The sequence below is a fragment of the Pseudomonas petroselini genome, from assembly GCF_045037875.1.
Classification (GTDB): domain Bacteria; phylum Pseudomonadota; class Gammaproteobacteria; order Pseudomonadales; family Pseudomonadaceae; genus Aquipseudomonas; species Aquipseudomonas petroselini.
In genome coordinates, this window is the sequence record NZ_CP173614.1 from 4093385 (window position 1) to 4107726 (window position 14342).

The window sequence follows — 14342 nt, forward strand, 5'->3', positions numbered from 1 at the left end:
ACCTCATCGTGCGTGGCGTGGAAGACAAAACCGACCCCAGAAACCCAAAAAATTGGTCGGTCCAATTTATTTATAAACAAACTGGTCTTGCCAATATCTTATTCGGCGCGTAGCTTTTGAGCCCTGATCATTCGAGCGGGCACCTGTCCGCCAACAACAAAAAGAGATCACCGGTATGTGTAGATTCCCCGTCACCCGGGCGCTCGGTGCCCTCTCCCGCTGTTCGACATCCGTCGCCCGCGCGCCAGCCAAGGAGCCTCAACATGCTGACTGTCATCTGTAACGAACCCGGTTCGTTAACCGCCGTCGAGAGTGAAAAACCGCTCAGAAAGCCAGGAGAGATCCTAATCCGCATCAAGCGCGTCGGGGTCTGCGGCACCGACCTGCACATTTTCACCGGCAATCAGCCCTACCTCGAATACCCGCGCGTGATGGGCCATGAGTTCTCCGGGGTTGTAGAAGAAACTGACAACGCCAGCGAGCTCAACATTGGCGATGTCGTCTACGTGATGCCCTATCTTTCCTGCGGGACATGCATCGCCTGCCGCCAAGGCAAGACCAACTGCTGCACCCGCATTCAAGTGCTGGGGGTTCACTGCGACGGCGCCTTCACCGAATACCTGAGCATTCCCCACGAATTCGTCCACAAGGCCATGGGTGTGTCCCTTGATCAGGCAGCGATGATTGAATTTCTGTCCATCGGTGCTCACGCGGTACGTCGCTCAAATGTCCAGGCGGATAAACGCGTGCTGGTGGTCGGCACCGGCCCGATTGGCATGGCAGCGGCGATCTTCGCCAGTCTGCGTGGTGCGAACGTCACCGTTCTGGATACCCGTGACGACCGCCTGGCGTTCTGTAAGCAACACCTGAAAATTCACGCGGCGGTGAAAATCGGCGAAGCAGACAAAGAGAAGCTGGCGGAACTCACCGACGGTGATTTTTTCGACGTGGTGTTTGATGCCACCGGCAATGCCCGGGCCATGGAGCGCGGGTTCGAGTTCATCGCGCACGGTGGCACCTATGTGATGATTTCGGTGGTTCGGGACTCCATCACCTTCTCCGACCCTGAGTTTCACAAGCGTGAAGCCACGTTGATGGGCAGCCGCAACGCCACCCAGGAAGACTTCCGACATGTAGAAGAATGCTTGCGCAACGGATTGATTCCGGAAGCAGCCCTCAATACCCACCGACTGACGCTCAGCGATGTTCCCAGCTCGTTCACCACCTTGCTCGACCCAAAACAAGGCGTCGTCAAAGCAATCATCGAGTGTTAGGAGAAGCGTGATGAGCGATACGCATGCGTTGCTTGTTTTGACACCCGGTGACGATGTCGCCGTGGCCCGAGGCGATATCGCCGCAGGACAACACCTCAGCGCCGACGGTATCGCGCTGGTCGCCCGACAGCAGATTCCGTCCGGGCACAAGATCGCCCTGCGCGCGCTGCCGGCAGGCCAACAGGTACTCAAGTATGGGCAGACCATAGGCCTGGCAACCCAAGGCATCGAACCCGGCGACTACGTCCACGTACACAACCTGGACATGCCCACGACCAACTCCGAACACAGCGTGCAGAACCGCTATGCAGCCACCGTATTCAACCGTGAACCGGCGACATTCGAAGGGTTTGTCCGCGCGGATGGCCGGGTCGGCACACGTAACTACATCGGTGTTATTTCCAGCGTCAACTGCTCGGCAACTGTCTGCAAACACATCGCCAATGCCTTCCCTCCCGAGCGCCTGAAAGACTTCCCTAACGTCGATGGCGTAGTCGCCATTACTCATGGCAGCGGCTGTGGCATGGGGGCCAAAGGTGAAGGCATCGAGATCCTCAAACGCACCTTGCGCGGCTATGCGGATCACGCCAACTTCGCCGGTGTGCTGTTGATCGGCCTGGGCTGTGAGGTCAACCAGCTGACCCCGCTGATGGATGAGCTTGGGGAGCGCCCGACCATGCTCAAGGCCAGCCTTGCGATTCAAGAGACGGGCGGCACTCGCGAAGCGGTACAACGCGGCATCGCTCATATCGAAGACATGCTGCCCATCATCAACAGTTTCCGGCGTACCACCGTTGCGGCCAGCCATCTAAGCGTGGGGTTGCAATGCGGCGGCTCGGATGGTTACTCAGGCATTACCGCGAACCCAGCACTCGGGGCGGCGGTAGACCTGCTTGTGCGGCATGGCGGCAGCGCAATTCTTTCGGAAACGCCAGAAATCTATGGCGCCGAACACCTGTTGACGGCACGCGCCGCATCAGCCGATATTTCGGCAAAATTGATGGCGCGGATCCGCTGGTGGGAAGCCTATGTGCGCCACAACGACGGTGACATGAACAACAACCCCTCGCCGGGCAACAAGGCCGGCGGCATCACCACCATTCTGGAAAAATCCCTCGGCGCCGTGGCCAAAGCCGGGACTACCGGGTTAATGGGCGTTTACCACTACGCTGAAACTATCGATACCCAAGGGCTGGTGTTCATGGACACGCCTGGCTACGACCCCGTGTCGGCCACCGGCCAGGTGGCGGGAGGCGCGAATATCATTTGCTTTACCACCGGCCGTGGCTCGACCTACGGCTGCAAACCCACCCCCTCCTTAAAGATCGCCACCAACACCCGCCTGTTCCAGCGCATGCAGCTGGATATGGACTTCAATGCCGGAGGTATTGTCGAGGGTGTGGAATCGGTGGCTGAGGCCGGTGAGCGGCTGTTCCAATTGATGCTGGACACCGCTTCCGGACGCCCCACCTGCAGTGAAGAAAACGGCTTGGGCGACAACGAGTTTTTGCCTTGGCAGATGGGCGCGGTGATGTGAAACCCAGAGTCACTCGCTATGGCTGTGGTAGCCTTCGCAGACTATCCGATGGACCCCGTACCGATGGCCTCACCGACAACCTCTCCCGAGCGCAAGCCGTACCAAAAAATCGCCGACCAACTTCGGGATTATATCGTGCAGGGGGATTTCAAACCCGGCTCCAGGCTGCCCCCCGAGCGCGATTTGACGCAACTGCTGGGTGTTTCCAGACCCTCGCTTCGCGAGGCGCTCATTGCCCTGGAAATAGAAGGCGGTGTTGAAATCAAGATGGGCTCCGGCGTGTATGTGCGGGCCCTGGCCGTGGACGGAAAAAACAAAACCGTCACCCTCGGCGAGAGCCCCTCGGAACTTATGCAAGCCCGTGCCTTGATCGAAGGTGAGTCGGTAATCCTGGCCTGTTTACATGGCAAAAAAAGCGACTATCGCTATCTTCAGGACTGCATTGATGCCATGCGTGCCTCCATTAAAAACGGCTTGCCGCCCCTGGAGGACGACCGCAAATTTCACCATCGCCTGGCGAAAATGAGTGGCAACTCCGCCCTGGTCCGAATCATCACCGGACTCTTTGACGAACGGCACAACCCTATTTCGGCGCACCTCAGCAAACACTCGGAGAACGCTTTGACCTGGGAGGCGGCGGTCATCGAGCATGAAGCGATACTTCGCGCGGTGGCGAACAAAGACGTGCTCGGCGCACAAACGTCAATGCGCCAGCATTTAAGCAGTTCAGAAAATCGTTGGCTGGAAGCGCTGGAACCAGAAGAAGTAAATGCCACTGGGCGGCGCAAGTAGCCAACGGATTGCCCGCTGGCTACTTGCTCAAGCTTGAAACCATCAACCCAGCTGTTTAAACACCGCAAATGCCACGCCACGGATTTCCGCCAGGCCCTTGGGGCGACCGATCAGCGAATAGCCGGTATTGCTTTTACAGTGCTGATCAACGCGCAATTGGTGCCCATGATCCGCATGCATCAGTAAAGCGTGTCCGCTCGGCATTTATTCGACAGCCTTGACCATGTCTTCGATGACTTTCTTCGCGTCGCCGAACACCATCATGGTCTTGTCCAGGTAGAACAGCTCGTTGTCCAGACCGGCGTAGCCGCTGGCCATCGAACGCTTGTTGACGATGATGGTCTTGGCCTTGAAGGCCTCGAGAATCGGCATTCCGGCGATCGGCGACTTGGGGTCGTTCTTCGCCGCCGGGTTGACCACGTCGTTGGCGCCGAGCACCAGCACTACGTCGGCCTGGCCGAATTCGGAGTTGATGTCTTCCATCTCGAACACCTGGTCGTACGGCACTTCGGCCTCGGCCAGCAGTACGTTCATGTGGCCGGGCATCCGACCGGCAACCGGGTGGATCGCGTACTTCACGGTCACACCGCGGTGCGTCAGCTTCTCGGTCAATTCCTTCAGCGCGTGTTGCGCCCGGGCTACCGCCAGGCCGTAGCCCGGAACGATGATCACGGTGTCGGCGTTGGTCAGCAGGAAGGTCGCGTCGTCAGCCGAACCGGATTTCACCGGACGAGCTTCTTGCGAACCGGCCGGGCCGCCAGCGTCGGCACTGTTGCCGAAGCCGCCGAGCAGGACGTTGAAGAACGAACGGTTCATCGCCTTGCACATAATGTACGAGAGGATCGCACCGGACGAACCGACCAAGGAACCTGCAATTATCAGCATCGAGTTGTTCAGCGAGAAACCGATACCGGCCGCCGCCCAGCCCGAGTAACTGTTGAGCATCGACACCACCACTGGCATGTCGGCACCGCCAATCGGGATGATGATCAGCACGCCCAGCACGAAGGCCAGGGCCAGCATCAGGGCGAAGGCGCCGAGGTTGCCGGTCAGCATGAAGGTGATGCCCAGCGCCAGTGTCGCCAGACCCAGCAGCAGGTTCAGCTTGTGCTGGCCGCCGAACTGTACCGGTGCACCCTGGAACAGGCGGAACTTGTACTTGCCCGAGAGCTTGCCGAACGCGATCACCGAACCGGAGAAGGTGATTGCACCGATGGCAGCACCCAGGAACAGCTCCAGACGGTTGCCCGCAGGAATCGAATCACCCAATTGCTTGACGATGCCCAGCGATTGCGGCTCAACAACAGCGGCGATCGCGATGAACACCGCGGCCATACCGATCATGCTGTGCATGAAGGCGACCAGTTCCGGCATCTTGGTCATTTCAACGCGTTTGGCCATGATCGAGCCGGCGGTGCCGCCGACCAACAGGCCGACGATAACGTAACCGATTCCGGCGGTGGCCAGCTCAGCGCCCAGCTTATAGATGAGGCCCACGGTGGTGAGGATCGCCAACGCCATGCCGAGCATGCCGTACAGATTGCCGCGACGCGACGTGGTCGGGTGCGACAGGCCTTTCAGGGCCTGGATGAAGCAGATGGACGCGATCAAGTAGAGCGTCGTTACGAGGTTCATGCTCATTACTTAGGCGCCTCTTCTTTTACGGCTTTCGGGGCTTTTTTCTTGAACATCTCAAGCATCCTGCGGGTCACCAGGAAGCCACCGAATACGTTCACTGCCGCCAGGGCCACGGCCAGCGTGCCCATGGTTTTACCCAGTGGCGTAACGGTCAGCGCCGCGGCGAGCATGGCGCCGACAATCACGATCGCCGAAATGGCGTTGGTGACCGCCATCAACGGCGTGTGCAGCGCAGGTGTAACGTTCCAGACCACGTGATAACCGACATAAATCGCCAGCACGAAGATGATCAGGTTGTAGATACCGGGGGAGATAAGCTCTTCCATCGTCTGAATCCCTGCTTAGGCGTTTTTGCGGATGACTTGGCCGTCGCGGCACATCAGGCACGCGGCGACGATGTCGTCTTCTAGGTTCACTTCGAACTGGCCTTCTTTGTTGAAGACCAGCTTCAGGAAGTCCAGCAGGTTGCGTGCGTACAGGGCGGAAGCGTCTGCCGCGACTGCGCCGGCCAGATTGGTAGGACCGCAAATGGTCACGCCATTCTCGACCACAACCTGATCGGCCACGGTCAGCGGGCAGTTGCCGCCCTGAGCTGCGGCAAGGTCGATGACCACCGAGCCTGGCTTCATCTGCGCCACGGTTTCCGCGCTCAACAGCGTCGGTGCCTTGCGGCCCGGAATCAGTGCCGTGGTGATGACAATGTCAGCCTGCTTGGCGCGCTCGTGCACGGCCAGGGCCTGACGCTGCATCCAGCTCGCCGGCATTGGACGTGCGTAACCGCCGACACCGACGGCGCATTCGCGCTCTTCATCGGTCTCATAAGGCACGTCGACGAACTTGGCGCCGAGGGATTCGATCTGCTCTTTAACCGCAGGTCGCACATCAGATGCTTCGATCACCGCACCCAGACGTTTCGCCGTAGCGATCGCCTGCAAACCGGCTACCCCGGCGCCAAGAATCAGCACGCGCGCCGCTTTCACGGTGCCCGCAGCGGTCATCAGCATCGGCATGAAGCGAGGGTAATGGTGAGCGGCCAGCAACACGGCTTTATAGCCGGCGATGTTGGCTTGCGAAGACAGCACATCCAGGCTCTGGGCGCGGGAGGTGCGTGGCGCGGCTTCCAGCGCAAACGCGGTGATTCCGCACTCGGCCAGCTTGGCGATGGTTTCATTGCTGAACGGGTTGAGCATGCCCACCACAACGGTGCCGCTCTTGATCAGAGCGAGTTCGCTGTCGCTGGGTGCGACCACCTTGAGAATCAGCTCGGCACCAAACGCATCGTTGGCGCTGCCAATGGTTGCGCCTGCCGCTTCATAAGCACTGTCGACAACGCTGGCGTTAATGCCGGCGCCGCTTTGCACAGTGATTTTATGACCCTGGCCGATCAGCTTCTTGATGGTTTCCGGGGTTGCAGCAACCCGCGTTTCACCGGTCTGGGTTTCGAGAGGAACACCAATGTGCACGTCAAACTCCTGATAATGAATCACATAATCATCGTGTAAAAGAGACAAAAAAAAGCCCCTGTAAATGAGGGGCAGGATGTGGTTACTCACTTCAAACGAGTAACGCTATCCCCATTTGATGCCGCAGAAAAAATCACTGCCACAGGGCAGCGCCAGTAGCCAACGGATTGCCCGCTGGCTACTGGCTCAGGTTTTAAGCCATCAACCCAGCTGTTGACGCACCGCCAACTCCACACCACGGATTTCCGCCAGGCCCTTGAGGCGACCGATCAGCGAATAGCCGGGGTTGCTTTTACGGTGCTGATCGTCGAGCAGTTGGTGCCCATGGTCCGGGCGCAGCGGCAGGCGCGGGCCACCTTCGCGCTCACGTCGGTGCTCTTCTGCCACCAGGGCTCCGATGACCCCGACCATGTCGACGTCGCCGTCCAGGTGGTGGGCTTCGTGGAAACTGCGCGGGTCAGCCTCACGCCGGGTGGAACGCAGGTGGGTGAAGTAGATGAACGGCGCAAATTGCTTGGCCATCGCCACCAGATCGTTGTCTTCGCGTACGCCATAGGAGCCGGTGCAGAACGTCAGGCCATTGGCTGGGCTTGGGGCGGCATCCAGCAACCATTGGGCGTCTTCGGCCGTGGACAGGATGCGCGGCAAGCCGAGCAGCGCCCGGGGTGGATCGTCCGGGTGAATCGCCATGCGCACGCCCACTGCCTCGGCAACCGGCACCACCGCACGCAAAAAATACCCCAGGTGTTCACGCAGCCTGGTTTCGTCGATGTCCGCGTAGGTGCGTAGCAAGGCCCGGAAGTCTTCCAGGCTGTAATGCTCCTCGGCGCCGGGCAAACCGGCGATCAAGGTGTTGACCAAGGTTTCGCTCTGGGCCGGCGTCAGTTGCTCGAAGTAAGTCTTGGCCTGCTGGGTGTCCTCGGCGCTGTATTCGGCTTGCGCACCTGGGCGCTGGAGGATGAACAGGTCGAACGCCGCAAACGCGGTTTGATCGAAACGCAGAGCCCAACCGCCATCCGCCAACTTCCAGGCCAGGTCAGTGCGGGTCCAGTCCAACACCGGCATGAAGTTGTAGCACACGATATCGATGCCGCAGCTCGCCAGATTGCGCACGCTTTGCTGGTAGTTGGCGATGTACTCGTCACGCCGCCCGCAGCCGCGCTTGATGTCCTCGTGCACCGGAATGCTTTCCACCACCGACCAGCTCAAGCCCGCGGCTTCTATCATCTGTTTGCGCGCCGCGATGGCCTCTACCGGCCAGACTTCGCCATTGGCAATGTCGTGCAGCGCGGTGACGATGCCGGTCGCACCGGTTTGGCGGACGTCCGCCAGGGAGATCGGGTCTTTGGGGCCAAACCAACGCCATGTCTGTTCCATGTTTTTCTCCTGTCTTGTCAGTGATGTGCCGCAAAGGTGCGCAAAAGACTGCCCATGCCGTCGCGAACCAACGCGCCATAGGCACCTTGCACGGCATCGCGAAAGGCCGGGCGAGCGGACAATACGGCCGGGAAAACCTCGTCCAGATCAAGGAAGGCACCCACCAAGGATGCGCCTTCAAATCTGCCTGCAAGATCGGCGAAGGTTGCGTTCAAGGGGTCGTCAATAACCTGCGTCGAACCGCCGGGCAGCGGCTGCGTGCAATAGTGAATCCAGGCGGCGATACCCAGCGCTATGCAGGCGATGCCACGTCCGTCGTCAAGCAACTGCTGAGCACCGAGCAACCAGCGCTGCGGTAGTTTCTGCGAACCGTCCATGGCGATCTGGCGCAAGCGGTGTTGCAAGCTGTCGTTGGCAAAGCGCGCCTTGAGATCATGGGCATAGAGCACTAGGTCGATACCCGCCGGCATGTCCAGGGTGGGCGCGGCTTCCTGGGTCATGTAGCGCTCGATGAAGTGCGCCAGGTCGGCATCGTTTATGGCGTCGAACACCAAGTCGTGGCCTACCAGCAAACCCACGTAGGCCAACAACGAGTGGCTGCCGTTGAGCATGCGCAGCTTCATCGTTTCAAACGGACGCACGTCCGCCACCATCTGTACGCCCTCCAGCTCCCAGTCCGGGCGCCCGAGCGGAAAGTGATCCTCGATCACCCACTGGCTGAAACTTTCACAGACCACCGCCGCACGGTCGTGGCAGTCCAGTTGCTGTTCTAGCCGAGTGAAGGATTCGCCATCCATGGCGGGGACGATCCGGTCCACCATGCAGCCCGGAAACGCCACCTGCTCGTTGACCCACTGCGCCAAGCCTTGGTCCTGCAACGCCGCCAATGCGCTGACAGCCTGGCGGGTGCGCTGGCCGTTGTCGGGCATGTTGTCGCAGCACAGCACGGTGAACGCTGCAATGCCTGCGGCGCGCCGCAGGCGTAAGGCTTCGAGGACGATGCCGGGCGCTGTGCGTGGCGCTTGCGGATGAGCGATGTCATGGGCAATCGCCGGGTCTTCCATACGCAACTGCCCGGTGGCAGGGCTCAGGCAGTAACCTTTCTCGGTGACGGTGAGGGTGACGATCCGTGTTTGCGGCGCGGCCATGCGCTGCAACAGCAACTCCAGATCATGGCCGCCCTCGCCCACATACAAGGCCTGGCGCAATACACCGATCTCACGCAGCGTCACCTGCTCACGGTCGCGATACTCGGCCACATGGTAGCGGCCGTCTTGCGCACGTAATTGGTCGACCAATGTGCGATTCGAGCGCAGGTTGGCGCTGCACAACCCCCAGTCACTTTGGCCATGACGGTTGAGATGGCGTTGCAGGTAAACCGCTTGGTGGGCGCGATGAAAGGCTCCCAAGCCAAGATGCACGATACCGATCTCGGGTGCGGCACGGGTAGAGGGCAAACGGGTCACAACAGGCATCGATACGCTCCTTCTGTTTATGACGGGTTATGGCCGGCCAAGGGCCGAGACGGGTTGCGCGCTTTTTACCGGCGCGTTACCGGTATCCGCCACTGACAGCGGTTTGACATAGCGCGCCACACACACAGCGCCAATCACGGTCAACAGACCCGCCAGCAAGAATGCACTGGTGAACGAACCGGTGAACTGCACCAGAAAGCCGGTCAGGGTCGGGCCAATGATGCCCGAGGTGTTGGCCAGAAAATGCATGAAGCCACTGACGCCACCCACCCGTGCGGCCGGCACGGTGTCCTGGATGATCGCCCAGTAGATGGCACCGGTGAGGTACAGGAAGAACACGGCCAAGGCGACGAGGATGACCGCCGGATACAGGGTTTTGACCACCCCGGCGACGGCGATACACGCGGCGCAGAGCAACAGGCACGTCACCAGTACCACCTTGCGGGAGAACATCATCCGCCCGGTTTTCTTGAAGACGAAGTCGGAAATGAAACCGCCCAAGGCCAGACCGAGGAAGCCCAGCACCCAGGGAATGACCGTGGCGATGCTCATGTCCTTGACGTTCAGGCCGTGGGCCATGGTCAGGTAGCTGGGGAACCAGGTCAGGAAGAAGAACAACGTGTAGTTATAGGAAAAGAACGCCAGGGAGGTGAACAGCACCGTCGGTTGCTTGAGGTAGTAGCGCAGTGGGAACACCGGTTGTGCCGCCAGCTCGCTTTGTCCCTCGGCCCGCAGAATCTCCGCAGCGCCCTCGCCTTCCGGTCTTTCCTTGACGAACTTGAACCACACCGCCGCCCAGACCAGGCCGATCACCATGATGATGATGAACGACATCTTCCAGCCGTAGGTGACGGCGATAAAGCCCACCACCGGACCGGAAATCGCCCCGCCCAGCGGCGTGCCGGACATCGAGGTGCCAATCGCCCGCGCCCGGCGCTTGGGGGTGTACCAGTTGTTGACCATCTTGCTGGTGGTCACGCTCAGCGGTCCTTCACCCATGCCGAACAGGATCCGGATAAGTACCAGCGAAGCGAAGCCCACCGTCAACACGGTGAGGCCGCTGAACAACGACCACAGGACCATGGCCAGCAGCAACGTGGTCTTGGCGCCGTAACGGTCGGCGGCCCAGCCACCGATGAAGTTGAAAGCGGCATAACCGACGAAGAAACTGCTGAAGATCATGCCCATCTCACCCGTACTCAGACCGTAGTCCTTCTGGATGAAAGGCGCCGCGACAGACAATGCCGAGCGATCCAGGTAGTTAATGACGCCTGCCAGGAACAGCATGATGATGACTAACGTACGACCTTGACCAAACATTGGAACCTCCCGCTTCTTGTGTTTATTCGGTGAGGGTGCCCTGAGGGGCACGAGTATCTACAGACGGCTATGGATGGGCAGCGCTCAGTTCCACGAGAACCTTGCGGGTCTGTTCCGGATGCTTTTCGATCAAATCGATGGCCCCCGGCATGTCGTCGAAGCTGACGCGATGACTGATCAGGTCGCGCACCTGCAATTTTCCGCTGGCAATCAGCTCGATCACCTTGGGGAATTTGCGGTTGTTCAAGCGTGAGCCCACCAGCGTCAACTCTTTCTTGATCATTTCCAGCTGCACCAGGTCGCTCGGCACCGCGTTGAAACCGAGCAGGCCGATCCGCCCTGCCGGCGAGGCCAAGCGCACCATTTGCGGCATCAACGCGGGAATGCAGGCCGCATCGACGATCAGCGGTACGCCTTCGCCCTGAGTCAATTCGCGCATAGTGGCCTCGACGTCGACGTCTTTGCCGTTGAGGGTGCGGCTGGCGCCGAGGGCCTTGGCCGTCTCCAGGCGTGTATCGAGGACGTCGGTCACGGTGATATCGGTCATCCCCAACGCCCGGGCCATTTGCACCAGGGTCAGGCCGATCACACCCGCGCCGTAGATCAACAGGCTGTCGCCCGGCTCGGGCTGCATGCGATCGAGCACGTTAAGGGCAATGGTGTAAGGCTCCACCAGCGCCGCGTGGCTCAGGGACAGCGAGTCAGGCATGCGGTGGGCATTGGCGGCAGGCACACACACTTGCTCGCTGAAGCCGCCATCGCGGTGCACGCCAATCACTTGCAGCCGCGTGCAGACGTTCGGCCGGTTGATCCGGCAGGGGTAGCAGGTGCCACAGCTGATGACCGGGTCGATACATACACGGTCGCCAACCTTGAGCTGCTCGACCCCCTCGCCTACTTCTCGCACCACGCCAGAGAACTCATGGCCGGTTACCCGTGGAAACTGCACAAAGGCGTTTTGCCCGTGAATGATGTGCATATCCGAGCCACAGATACCGGCGTAGGCCACGTCAACCTTGACTTCACCGGGCGCCACTTGGGGCATCTCGACGTGCGCCAGGCCGTATTCAAAGGGTGCTCTTACTTGAAAAGCTTTCATCAGGTAACTCCTGACAGGGCGGGGAGCGCCCTGTGTTCTTGTCGTTATTGATCAGTTGACGCTGCGCTTACCAGTGCCAGAGCGTGCCGTCCTCCAGGCGATTGACCGGCAGGCTGGCGCGTTTGTAGGGGTATTTCGCCGCCAGGTTCTCGTCGATGTCGACGCCATGCCCCGGAGTTTCGCCAGGGGTGAAATGGCCATCTTCAAAGCGATAGGCGTGGGGAAAAACTTCGTCGATACGTTCGTTGTGGGGCATGTGTTCCTGGATCCCGAAGTTGGGCACCCAGGTATCGAAATGCAGCGCCGCCCCCATACACACCGGCGACAGGTCAGTGGCACCGTGAAAGCCGGTGCGCACCTGATACAGCGCGGCGAAGTCGGCAATACGCCGCACATGGGTGATGCCGCCGGCATGCACCAGGGTGGCGCGGATATAGTCGATCAACTGCTCCTGGATCAGCTCGCGGCAGTCATGAATAGAGTTGAACACTTCGCCCACCGCCAGCGGAGTTGTGGTGTGCTGACGGATCAGGCGGAAGGCTTCCTGATTCTCGGCCGGGGTGCAGTCTTCGAGCCAAAACAGGTTGAATGGCTCAACCGCCTTGCCCAGGCGCCCCGCTTCAATAGGGGTCAGGCGATGGTGCACGTCGTGCAGGATGTGCAAGTCATCGCCAAAACGCTCGCGCACGGCGGCAAACAGTTTGGGCACATGGTTCAGGTACTTGGCGGTGTCCCACACATGTTCGGCGGGCAGGTCGCTGTCGGCCGGCTCATAACGCTCACCGCTGCGCTTGGCCACGCCATAGGTGGTGTCGATACCGGGAATACCGCATTGCACGCGCACCGCCTTGTAACCCAGCTCGACATGACGCGCGACTTCGTCCAGGCAACCTTCGATGTCCTTGCCTGTGGCATGCCCGTAGACCATTACCCGCTCGCGGCTTTTGCCACCGAGCAACTGGTACAACGGCATGTTTGCAGCCTTGGCCTTGATGTCCCACAGGGCGATGTCCACGGCGGCAATCGCGGTCATGGTCACCGGGCCACGGCGCCAGTAGGCCCCGCGATACAGGTACTGCCAGATGTCCTCGATACGCTGGGCATCGCGACCGATCAGTGCCGGCAGCACGTGCTCTTCAAGGTAGGCCACCACCGCCATTTCCCGGCCGTTCAAGGTCGCATCACCGATGCCATAGATGCCGGAATCAGTGACGATTTTCAGGGTAATCAGGTTGCGACCCGGGCAGGTAACAATGACGCGGGCTTCGATGATTTTCATAAGATCAGGCCTCTGCTACAGAAGAAAATGAAGGCATTTGCAGGCTGGGCATGGCGGCGCTGGGGATCAGCGCACCGCGATGCTGAATGACTTGGGCCGCCAGCCGATGCCCCCAACGCGCAGCCAGTTGTGGATCACCGCCCTGCAGCCGACACGCAAGGTAAGCCGCGCTGAAGGAGTCGCCCGCCGCCGTGGTGTCGACAACGTGCTGCACCTGATCGGCCGGCACCTCGACACGACCTGAGGCGCACTGGATCAAGCACGAGGCCATGCCACGCTTAACAGCGACCTCACCTACGCCAAAATCTGCATAGGTGTGGAACAACGCCTCGACATCGGCATAACCGAACAGTGCGGCGTCGTCCTCCCAGGTAATCAGCGCCAGGTCAGTCAGGCGCAGCATGTCGCCATAGGCCTGGCGTGCAGCCTGGGCATCGGGCCACAAATGGGGACGGTAGTTGTTGTCAAAGACGATGCGCGTGCCGGATTCACGGGCCAGGCACAAGGCGCGCATCAGGCGCTCACGGCCACTGGCCGTGAGAATCGCCAGGCTGATGCCACTCAAATAGATGTAGTCGTAATCCGAAAGGGCATGCAATACGGCGTCTGCTTCAGGGCCGTCGAACATGCTCCGCGCTGCGGCTTCGCCACGCCAATATAGAAAGCGTCTTTCGCCTTGGGTATCGGTCTGGATGAAGTACAACCCCGGCAGCGCATCCTCGATCACGCGCACATGTTGGTCACCGACGCCTTCGTCGCGCCACAACTGACGCATCGCGTCACTGAAGCTATCGGCGCCGATAGCGGTGACGTAGTCCGTGACAATCCGGACGGAGGGGGTCAATCGGCAAAGATACACCGCAGCGTTGAGTGTGTCGCCGCCGAAGGTCTGGCTGAAACCTGAGACCGACTCACCGCGTATTTCGATCATGCACTCGCCCACCAGCGCTACTTTGAGGGGGCGGGGTGACATGTTTTGCGGGCGTTGCCTTGGAATTACGTTCATGACTGGCGCCTTTGTTATTTTTAAAACGGCGTTTCATTTTTAATGATTGAGGTCGAGTTTAATCAGATTTCCTATAGCGTCA

The 14342-nt window shown here is 60.1% G+C and carries 13 protein-coding genes; 3 read left to right on the forward strand and 10 right to left on the reverse strand.

What is annotated here, in order from left to right; translation table 11 throughout:
• The first annotated feature begins 263 nt into the window (after window positions 1–263).
• From ACI512_RS18855 to ACI512_RS18865, 3 genes are all read left to right on the forward strand, one after another.
• On the forward strand, window positions 264–1274 hold the full coding sequence (locus tag ACI512_RS18855) for a zinc-binding alcohol dehydrogenase family protein (RefSeq protein WP_231808896.1): 1011 nt from the start codon (window positions 264–266) through the stop codon (window positions 1272–1274).
• A gap of 10 nt (window positions 1275–1284) precedes the next feature.
• The gene (locus ACI512_RS18860) at window positions 1285–2811 is read left to right on the forward strand and encodes a UxaA family hydrolase (protein WP_231808897.1); all 1527 of its coding nucleotides are present in this window, start codon (window positions 1285–1287) and stop codon (window positions 2809–2811) included.
• A gap of 63 nt (window positions 2812–2874) precedes the next feature.
• Window positions 2875–3603 (forward strand): FadR/GntR family transcriptional regulator, encoded by a 729-nt coding sequence (locus tag ACI512_RS18865; protein ID WP_231808901.1) that lies wholly within the window; start codon window positions 2875–2877, stop codon window positions 3601–3603.
• A 42-nt stretch (window positions 3604–3645) separates the two neighbouring features.
• On the opposite strand, the gene ACI512_RS18870 is transcribed toward ACI512_RS18865, so the two are convergent.
• The 10 genes from ACI512_RS18870 to ACI512_RS18915 all read right to left on the reverse strand — a co-directional run bounded on the left by ACI512_RS18870 (window position 3646) and on the right by ACI512_RS18915 (window position 14260).
• Complete coding sequence (locus ACI512_RS18870; RefSeq protein ID WP_337993716.1) at window positions 3646–3807, reverse strand: mannonate dehydratase; 162 nt, start codon at window positions 3805–3807, stop codon at window positions 3646–3648.
• A complete protein-coding gene (locus tag ACI512_RS18875; RefSeq protein WP_231808898.1) occupies window positions 3808–5244 on the reverse strand; it encodes an NAD(P)(+) transhydrogenase (Re/Si-specific) subunit beta in 1437 nt (478 codons plus the stop codon).
• Window positions 5244–5567 (reverse strand): NAD(P) transhydrogenase subunit alpha, encoded by a 324-nt coding sequence (locus ACI512_RS18880; RefSeq protein WP_003187010.1) that lies wholly within the window; start codon window positions 5565–5567, stop codon window positions 5244–5246. The genes ACI512_RS18875 and ACI512_RS18880 overlap by 1 nt, the downstream gene beginning before the upstream one ends.
• A gap of 15 nt (window positions 5568–5582) precedes the next feature.
• The gene (locus ACI512_RS18885) at window positions 5583–6704 is read right to left on the reverse strand and encodes a Re/Si-specific NAD(P)(+) transhydrogenase subunit alpha (RefSeq protein ID WP_231830614.1); all 1122 of its coding nucleotides are present in this window, start codon (window positions 6702–6704) and stop codon (window positions 5583–5585) included.
• Window positions 6705–6905: 201 nt separating this feature from the next.
• Entirely contained in the window at window positions 6906–8081 is a 1176-nt protein-coding gene (gene uxuA, locus ACI512_RS18890) for a mannonate dehydratase (RefSeq protein ID WP_231810256.1), read from the reverse strand.
• A 17-nt stretch (window positions 8082–8098) separates the two neighbouring features.
• Window positions 8099–9556: a mannitol dehydrogenase family protein gene (locus ACI512_RS18895; protein ID WP_231810254.1), complete on the reverse strand. Its 1458-nt coding sequence runs from the start codon at window positions 9554–9556 to the stop codon at window positions 8099–8101.
• 27 nt (window positions 9557–9583) lie between these two features.
• On the reverse strand, window positions 9584–10876 hold the full coding sequence (locus ACI512_RS18900) for an MFS transporter (RefSeq protein ID WP_231810252.1): 1293 nt from the start codon (window positions 10874–10876) through the stop codon (window positions 9584–9586).
• A gap of 67 nt (window positions 10877–10943) precedes the next feature.
• Window positions 10944–11975 carry a Zn-dependent oxidoreductase gene (locus ACI512_RS18905; protein ID WP_231810250.1) on the reverse strand — a complete coding sequence of 344 codons (1032 nt, stop codon included), beginning with the start codon at window positions 11973–11975 and terminating at the stop codon, window positions 10944–10946.
• 67 nt (window positions 11976–12042) lie between these two features.
• The gene (gene manD / locus ACI512_RS18910; protein WP_231810248.1) at window positions 12043–13254 is read right to left on the reverse strand and encodes a D-mannonate dehydratase ManD; all 1212 of its coding nucleotides are present in this window, start codon (window positions 13252–13254) and stop codon (window positions 12043–12045) included.
• A 4-nt stretch (window positions 13255–13258) separates the two neighbouring features.
• A complete protein-coding gene (locus tag ACI512_RS18915; RefSeq protein WP_231810246.1) occupies window positions 13259–14260 on the reverse strand; it encodes a sugar kinase in 1002 nt (333 codons plus the stop codon).
• Window positions 14261–14342: the final 82 nt, after the last annotated feature.

Bases quoted from the DNA above. Each gene is read 5' to 3' on its own strand.
- ACI512_RS18855 (WP_231808896.1), top strand. From the start codon at position 264: ATGCTGACTGTCATCTGTAACGAACCCGGTTCGTTAACCGCCGTCGAG.
- ACI512_RS18860 (WP_231808897.1), top strand. From the start codon at position 1,285: ATGAGCGATACGCATGCGTTGCTTGTTTTGACACCCGGTGACGATGTC.
- ACI512_RS18865 (WP_231808901.1), top strand. From the start codon at position 2,875: ATGGCCTCACCGACAACCTCTCCCGAGCGCAAGCCGTACCAAAAAATC.
- ACI512_RS18870 (WP_337993716.1), bottom strand. From the start codon at position 3,807: ATGCCGAGCGGACACGCTTTACTGATGCATGCGGATCATGGGCACCAA.
- ACI512_RS18875 (WP_231808898.1), bottom strand. From the start codon at position 5,244: ATGAGCATGAACCTCGTAACGACGCTCTACTTGATCGCGTCCATCTGC.
- ACI512_RS18880 (WP_003187010.1), bottom strand. From the start codon at position 5,567: ATGGAAGAGCTTATCTCCCCCGGTATCTACAACCTGATCATCTTCGTG.
- uxuA (WP_231810256.1), bottom strand. From the start codon at position 8,081: ATGGAACAGACATGGCGTTGGTTTGGCCCCAAAGACCCGATCTCCCTG.
- ACI512_RS18895 (WP_231810254.1), bottom strand. From the start codon at position 9,556: ATGCCTGTTGTGACCCGTTTGCCCTCTACCCGTGCCGCACCCGAGATC.
- ACI512_RS18900 (WP_231810252.1), bottom strand. From the start codon at position 10,876: ATGTTTGGTCAAGGTCGTACGTTAGTCATCATCATGCTGTTCCTGGCA.
- ACI512_RS18905 (WP_231810250.1), bottom strand. From the start codon at position 11,975: ATGAAAGCTTTTCAAGTAAGAGCACCCTTTGAATACGGCCTGGCGCAC.
- manD (WP_231810248.1), bottom strand. From the start codon at position 13,254: ATGAAAATCATCGAAGCCCGCGTCATTGTTACCTGCCCGGGTCGCAAC.
- ACI512_RS18915 (WP_231810246.1), bottom strand. From the start codon at position 14,260: ATGAACGTAATTCCAAGGCAACGCCCGCAAAACATGTCACCCCGCCCC.